This is a genomic window from Pantoea osteomyelitidis (assembly GCF_044342975.1).
Taxonomy (GTDB): Bacteria; Pseudomonadota; Gammaproteobacteria; order Enterobacterales; family Enterobacteriaceae; genus Pantoea; species Pantoea osteomyelitidis.
Genome location: NZ_JBGFSN010000016.1, coordinates 1 through 5,333, shown reverse-complemented (window position 1 = coordinate 5,333; position 5,333 = coordinate 1). Strand labels below are relative to the sequence as shown.

4 protein-coding genes, 4 tRNA genes and 2 rRNA genes are annotated in these 5,333 nt (G+C 50.3%); 9 read left to right on the top strand and 1 reads right to left on the bottom strand.

All coding sequences use genetic code 11. From position 1 onward, the window contains the following. The 4 genes from ABU178_RS20325 to birA form a co-directional block, all read left to right on the top strand. Positions 1 to 112: ribosomal RNA gene (locus ABU178_RS20325) — 23S ribosomal RNA — on the top strand; the annotation flags it as partial. 190 nt (positions 113 to 302) lie between these two features. After that, positions 303 to 418: ribosomal RNA gene (rrf, locus tag ABU178_RS20320) — 5S ribosomal RNA — on the top strand. Positions 419 to 598: 180 nt separating this feature from the next. Further along, the gene (gene murB, locus ABU178_RS20315) at positions 599 to 1,636 is read left to right on the top strand and encodes a UDP-N-acetylmuramate dehydrogenase (RefSeq protein ID WP_397218337.1); all 1,038 of its coding nucleotides are present in this window, start codon (positions 599 to 601) and stop codon (positions 1,634 to 1,636) included. Continuing rightward, positions 1,633 to 2,592 carry a bifunctional biotin--[acetyl-CoA-carboxylase] ligase/biotin operon repressor BirA gene (gene birA, locus ABU178_RS20310; protein ID WP_397218335.1) on the top strand — a complete coding sequence of 320 codons (960 nt, stop codon included), beginning with the start codon at positions 1,633 to 1,635 and terminating at the stop codon, positions 2,590 to 2,592. Before murB ends, birA begins: the two co-directional genes overlap by 4 nt. Before the next feature lie 196 nt (positions 2,593 to 2,788). Here birA and coaA read toward each other — a convergent pair whose 3' ends face one another. After that, positions 2,789 to 3,739 carry a type I pantothenate kinase gene (coaA, locus tag ABU178_RS20305; RefSeq protein WP_397218333.1) on the bottom strand — a complete coding sequence of 317 codons (951 nt, stop codon included), beginning with the start codon at positions 3,737 to 3,739 and terminating at the stop codon, positions 2,789 to 2,791. Positions 3,740 to 4,297: 558 nt separating this feature from the next. On the opposite strand from coaA, the gene ABU178_RS20300 reads away from it, so the two are divergent. The 5 genes from ABU178_RS20300 to ABU178_RS20280 form a co-directional block, all read left to right on the top strand. Beyond that, positions 4,298 to 4,373 (top strand) — tRNA-Thr (locus ABU178_RS20300). Positions 4,374 to 4,381: 8 nt separating this feature from the next. Beyond that, a tRNA-Tyr gene (locus tag ABU178_RS20295) sits at positions 4,382 to 4,466 on the top strand. A 195-nt stretch (positions 4,467 to 4,661) separates the two neighbouring features. Beyond that, positions 4,662 to 4,736 (top strand) — tRNA-Gly (locus tag ABU178_RS20290). Positions 4,737 to 4,741: 5 nt separating this feature from the next. Next, positions 4,742 to 4,817: transfer RNA gene (locus ABU178_RS20285), tRNA-Thr, on the top strand. Between the two features lie 108 nt (positions 4,818 to 4,925). Beyond that, positions 4,926 to 5,333: GTP-binding protein (locus ABU178_RS20280; protein WP_397218331.1), on the top strand; the 408-nt coding region annotated here is incomplete at its 3' end.

Sequence of the window (5,333 nt, the reverse complement as noted above, 5' to 3'; positions counted from 1 at the left end):
CCCCCAGAGGGTCCTGAAGGGACGTTGAAGACGACGACGTTGATAGGCCGGATGTGTAAGTGCAGCGATGCATTGAGCTGACCGGTACTAATGACCCGTGAGGCTTAACCTTACAACGCCAGAGGCGTTTTTTGAGAGAATTTCAGCTTGTTTTGCGGATTAAAGTCCGAAGGATTTTACGCTGTGACAAGGCGGCAAATGAGACGGCACGAAGGAGCATACTGAAGTATGTGACTGAGTGACGCGAATGCGGCCAACACAGTCAGAGCGTAAAAGACACAGGACAGAGCACAAAGAATTTGCCTGGCGGCTGTAGCGCGGTGGTCCCACCTGACCCCATGCCGAACTCAGAAGTGAAACGCCGTAGCGCCGATGGTAGTGTGGGGTCTCCCCATGCGAGAGTAGGGAACTGCCAGGCATCAAATCGCGACGAAGCCCCGTACTGACGTACGGGGCTTTTTCGTATTTGCTGATAAAATTTGCCGCATAAAAAAGCCGCTATCTCGCCATCACACTATTGCCAATATCACGAAATCATCCAAACAAGCCTGACCTGATAGGGTAAACTACGCGCAGTTTAATTCGTTAAGGCCGTGAAATGTCCAGCCCAAACTCTTCGTTAAAACCTTTCAACACCCTGGGTATGAATGTCGCTGCAGACACCATCGTGCTTGCCGATACGCCAGAAGCTATTACGCAGGCCTGGCAAGCGAGCCAGCAAACCCATAAACCTTTTTTATTGCTGGGTGAAGGCAGCAACGTACTTTTTCTCGAAAATTTTGCTGGTACGGTCGTCGTCAACCGTATTAAAGGCGTTGAAATTACAGAAAAATATGAAAGCTGGCATCTCCATATTGGTGCAGGCGAAAACTGGCACCAGCTGGTCGAAACCACGCTGAGAAAGGGTATTCCTGGTCTGGAAAATCTTGCTTTAATTCCGGGCCTCGTCGGATCTGCGCCGATCCAGAACATTGGCGCCTATGGCATTGAGTTGAAGGATGTGTGTGAGTACGTAGATGTTCTGCGTTTACAGAATGGGCAGACAGAGCGGCTGTATCAGGACGAGTGTCAGTTCAGCTATCGCGACAGCATCTTTAAACATCAGTATCAGCAGGGCTACGCTATTGTAGCGGTTGGTTTGAAACTGCATAAACAGTGGCAGCCGGTATTAACCTACGGCGAACTTACCCGCCTCAATCCGGCAACCGTTACTGCGCATGAGGTGTTTGATGCAGTTTGCCAGATGCGTAAAAGTAAATTGCCCGATCCGCGCGTGACGGGCAATGTCGGCAGCTTTTTCAAAAACCCTCTTATCAGCGCAGAACACATGGATCTGCTGTCAGATAGCTGGCCTGATATACCGCGCTACCCACAAACCAATGGCGAAGTAAAACTCGCGGCTGGCTGGCTGATCGATCGGTGCCAGCTCAAGGGCCATCGCATTGGCGGCGCTGCGGTTCATCGCCAACAGGCGCTGGTACTTATCAACGAAGAGAACGCCACACCACAAGACATTGTGGCGTTGGCACATTACGTGCGTCAGCGTGTAGGCGATAAATTTGGCGTCTGGCTGGAGCCTGAAGTGCGATTTGTTGGCGCTCAGGGCGAATGTAACGCGGTTGAGGTAATTTCATGAAAGACCATAGTATCCCGCTAAAACTGGTATCGATCCTTTCAGACGGCGAGTTTCACTCTGGCGAGCAACTGGGTACGACGTTGGGCATGAGCCGCGCAGCCATCAACAAACATATCCAGACGTTAAAAGGCTGGGGCTTGGATGTTTATACCGTAACGGGTAAAGGATATAGCTTACCGGCTCCTGTACAGCTGCTGAACGAGACTGAAATTTTGGCGCAGTTGCATCACCCTCATCTGGCAGTTATTCCGGTTATCGATTCTACCAACCAATATTTGTTGGAGAGAATGGCAGAGCTGAATTCCGGCGACGCGTGTATTGCTGAATATCAACAGGCAGGACGCGGACGACGCGGCAGGCAGTGGTTTTCTCCATTTGGCGCCAACCTTTATATGTCGATGTACTGGCGGCTGGAACAGGGGCCTGCTGCGGCGATGGGGCTGAGTCTGGTTATTGGTATCGTGATGGCGGAAGTGTTAAAGGAGCTGGGTGCGAAAGATGTGCGCGTAAAATGGCCTAACGACCTTTACCTGCACGATCGCAAACTGGCCGGTATTCTGGTTGAGCTAACGGGAAAAACCGGTGATGCGGCGCAGCTGGTCATTGGCGCAGGCATTAATCTCTCGATGCGTACGCCAGACGAATCCGTAGTTAACCAGGGTTGGATTAACCTGCAGGAGGCGGGTGTCAAAATCGATCGTAACCAGCTGGCTGCTCGCTTGATAAATCGTCTGCGTGAGGCGCTGTCGCAGTTTGAGCAGGAGGGCTTTACACCCTTTATCGATCGTTGGCCAGCGCTGGATAATTTTATCGATCGCCCGGTTAAGCTGATTATGGGCGAGCGAGAAGTACATGGTATCGCACGCGGCGTGGATAAGCAGGGTGGGCTGTTGCTGGAACAGGAGGGTGAAATCAAATCTTGGGTTGGTGGCGAGATTTCATTACGTCCTCAGTAAACGTGCGCTAAGAATGGAAATAAGGCCTGAGCCTGTCAGGCCATAGCATTCCGCGACCTTTTGCTGCAAACCGCATTTATTTTGAGGTTATGCCGCTTATCCCGAAAATATAAATAAGCCAGCAATGCGAAAATAAAATTTGCTTTGATGCCGATGGCGCAAAATTATTTAAACGTCCTGGTTTTTACTGTTCAGATTATTTCCGCAGTCGCACTCGTTCCACTTCATGATTAGCGCTTTTGGTCATAATCAGGCTGGCACGTTCGCGCGTCGGTAGGATATTTTTCTGTAAATTCAACCAGTTAATCTCTTTCCACAGGCTGGCGGCAATCTGAACGGCTTCCTGCTCAGAAAGTTTGGCATAATTGTGGAAATAGGAATCGGGGTCGCTGAATGCGCCCTGACGAAACTTCAGGAAGCGATTAATGTACCAGCTTTGCAGCAAATCCTCTGGCGCATCAACATAAATAGAAAAATCGACAAAATCCGAAACAAAAACGCGATGAGGATCATGGGGATAATCCATGCCGCTCTGCAGAACGTTTAAACCTTCAAGAATGAGGATATCCGGCTGCTGTACGACTTTATCGCCGTCCGGGATAACATCATAGCTCAGATGAGAGTAAACCGGTGCGGTAACCTGTTTTGCGCCTGATTTCAGATCGGAAACAAACTTCACCAGCCGGTGCATATCATAAGATTGCGGGAAGCCTTTCTTCTTCATCAATCCGCGTTCTTTCAGAACGGCATTAGGATGAAGAAAGCCATCGGTAGTGATTAGCTCAACCTTGCGATGTTCAGGCCAGCGGCTGAGAAGGGCTTGCAGCACGCGCGCCGTGGTGCTTTTACCCACGGCAACGCTACCGGCGACGCTGATGATATAGGGAATCCTTTGTCCATTGGTGCCGAGAAATTGCTCCAGCACCGCCTGACGACGCACATTAGAGCTGATATAGAAATTCAGCAAACGCGATAAGGGCAAGTAGATTTCTGCCACCTCTTCCAGAGAGAGATCTTCGTTGATCCCTTTGAGTTGCGTAATCTCTTCTTCTGTCAACGTCATCGGCACGGAATTACGCAGCGCAGCCCATTGCGCACGGGTGAACTGTAGATAAGGCGTGGTCAGTGATGTATTTGATTTACTCATAAGTATGCATCTGACAGCAAATCCAGGCTCATCAACATGTTGCAGCAGAGAGCATACAGCGATGCGTTGAACTCAGTTGCACATCATAAGGAAAATTTACGGGGAACAATGGGCAGGAGGTTAACACCAGTGCGGCGTTAAAAAGAAGCAAAAAGATAGATGCGAGTCCGCTTTCGTAACCGTGCCCACATTTTCTTGTGGCTCAGAGGCTTGAGACCTCGTCCTGAGGCTAACCCGAGGTAAGCCTTTTGCAGTAAACATTCTCTGAGGGACAACGCTTTGCACAGGGTGGACGGCCTGAGATTGGTTATTGAAATGGCAAAAGCCTGTATCCGGCAGGAAATTTTATTCCTCTTTGGCAACAGCGCCGGAAACAGAGAACAGGATAAAGGATTAAGCGACATTATTACTGGATAAAAAATCACCATGATCGGGCGTTTTTTCTACACAATTCCAGTAAACTGCGAAGAATTGCACAAATAGTAGGCGAAGAGGCGATTTTGCTCATTTTTTTGTTGCATCCTGCACCCGCACTTCCTAGAATGCGCGTCACTTGATGCCGGCTTAGCTCAGTTGGTAGAGCAACTGACTTGTAATCAGTAGGTCACCAGTTCGATTCCGGTAGCCGGCACCAATCAAGTAGGTGGGATTCCCGAGCGGCCAAAGGGAGCAGACTGTAAATCTGCCGTCACAGACTTCGAAGGTTCGAATCCTTCTCCCACCACCATCTCAACCCCCTGGTTGAGGTCAGATGATGCGAAAGCAGGCATCTGGCAGGTGAGACGCTAACTCCTCACCCCACATTCAGACTGAGCAAAGGCGCAGTCAAGGTCGGTCAGGTAATCTGACAGGCTCGAATAATAAGGGTTCTTCTTTTATTATTCATAAGCTACAGAAAGAACAGGTAGCCGAGTTCCAGGATGCGGGCATCGTATAATGGCTATTACCTCAGCCTTCCAAGCTGATGATGCGGGTTCGATTCCCGCTGCCCGCTCCAAATGTGCTGATATGGCTCAGTCGGTAGAGCGCACCCTTGGTAAGGGTGAGGTCCCCAGTTCGATTCTGGGTATCAGCACCATTTCCTTTATCTCCCTCCTGATTCTCTCTCTGTAAAACCAAACAGTCAGGCACCGCCTGGTTGATGTGATGATATCTTTGATATATCCGTGTCTTAGAGGGACAAGCGATGGCTAAAGAGCAATTTCAACGTAACAAACTGCACGTAAACGTGGGCACCATCGGTCACGTTGACCACGGTAAAACCACCCTGACTGCAGCAATCACCACCGTTCTGTCCAAGAAATACGGTGGCCAGGCTCGTGCGTTCGATCAGATCGATAACGCGCCGGAAGAGAAGGCTCGTGGTATCACCATCAACACTTCTCACGTTGAGTATGAAACCCCGACCCGTCACTACGCGCACGTTGACTGCCCGGGCCACGCTGACTATGTGAAAAACATGATCACCGGTGCTGCTCAGATGGACGGCGCTATCCTGGTTGTTGCTGCGACTGACGGCCCGATGCCGCAGACCCGTGAGCACATCCTGCTGGGTCGTCAGGTAGGCGTTCCGTACATCATCGTGTTCCTGAAC